This is a genomic window from Bacillus sp. GW823-FHT06A10 (assembly GCF_058795375.1).
Genome location: NZ_JBXAHT010000019.1, coordinates 1 through 799 on the forward strand (window position 1 = coordinate 1; position 799 = coordinate 799).

A 799-nucleotide genomic window follows, 5' to 3' on the forward strand; every position below is an offset into this window, starting at 1 on the left:
GCGGAAGTAGTTCAGTGGTAGAATACAACCTTGCCAAGGTTGGGGTCGCGGGTTCGAATCCCGTCTTCCGCTCCAATTTTCAATATGACATGCCGGGGTGGCGGAACAGGCAGACGCACAGGACTTAAAATCCTGCGGTGGGTGACCACCGTGCGGGTTCGACCCCCGCCCTCGGCACCATATGCGCCCGTAGCTCAATTGGATAGAGCGTTTGACTACGGATCAAGAGGTTAGGGGTTCGACTCCTCTCGGGCGCGCTTTTATTAACGGGAAGTGGCTCAGCTTGGTAGAGCACCTGGTTTGGGACCAGGGGGTCGCAGGTTCAAATCCTGTCTTCCCGATATTCCCAAAAACATGGGGCCTTAGCTCAGCTGGGAGAGCGCCTGCCTTGCACGCAGGAGGTCAGCGGTTCGATCCCGCTAGGCTCCACTTTATTTAATATATGTCTTGGAGGTATACCCAAGTTCGGCTGAAGGGATCGGTCTTGAAAACCGACAGGCGGTGAGAATCGCGCGGGGGTTCGAATCCCTCTACCTCCTCCATTTTTAAAAATGGTTTAGACATATAATAATAAATATTTATTTTTTCCTTCATGGAGGTATACCCAAGTTCGGCTGAAGGGATCGGTCTTGAAAACCGACAGGCGGCGAGAGTCGCGCGGGGGTTCGAATCCCTCTACCTCCTCCATTTTTTAATTTAATATTGTCGCGGGGTGGAGCAGCACGGTAGCTCGTCGGGCTCATAACCCGAAGGTCGCAGGTTCAAATCCTGTCCCCGCAACCAAATGGTCCCGTGGTGT

At 53.3% G+C, this 799-nt stretch carries 8 tRNA genes; all 8 read left to right on the forward strand.

The features are described from left to right. The 8 genes from AC1Q8M_RS27810 (at position 1) to AC1Q8M_RS27845 (ending at position 783) form a co-directional block, all read left to right on the forward strand. Positions 1 to 75: transfer RNA gene (locus tag AC1Q8M_RS27810), tRNA-Gly, on the forward strand. Positions 76 to 91: 16 nt separating this feature from the next. Next, positions 92 to 180 (forward strand) — tRNA-Leu (locus AC1Q8M_RS27815). Between the two features lie 3 nt (positions 181 to 183). Then, a tRNA-Arg gene (locus tag AC1Q8M_RS27820) sits at positions 184 to 257 on the forward strand. Positions 258 to 267: 10 nt separating this feature from the next. Next, positions 268 to 341, forward strand: a tRNA-Pro gene (locus tag AC1Q8M_RS27825). A gap of 15 nt (positions 342 to 356) precedes the next feature. Next, positions 357 to 429 (forward strand) — tRNA-Ala (locus AC1Q8M_RS27830). A 20-nt stretch (positions 430 to 449) separates the two neighbouring features. Then, a tRNA-Ser gene (locus tag AC1Q8M_RS27835) sits at positions 450 to 542 on the forward strand. A gap of 52 nt (positions 543 to 594) precedes the next feature. Beyond that, a tRNA-Ser gene (locus AC1Q8M_RS27840) sits at positions 595 to 687 on the forward strand. A 19-nt stretch (positions 688 to 706) separates the two neighbouring features. Next, positions 707 to 783: transfer RNA gene (locus tag AC1Q8M_RS27845), tRNA-Met, on the forward strand. Positions 784 to 799: the final 16 nt, after the last annotated feature.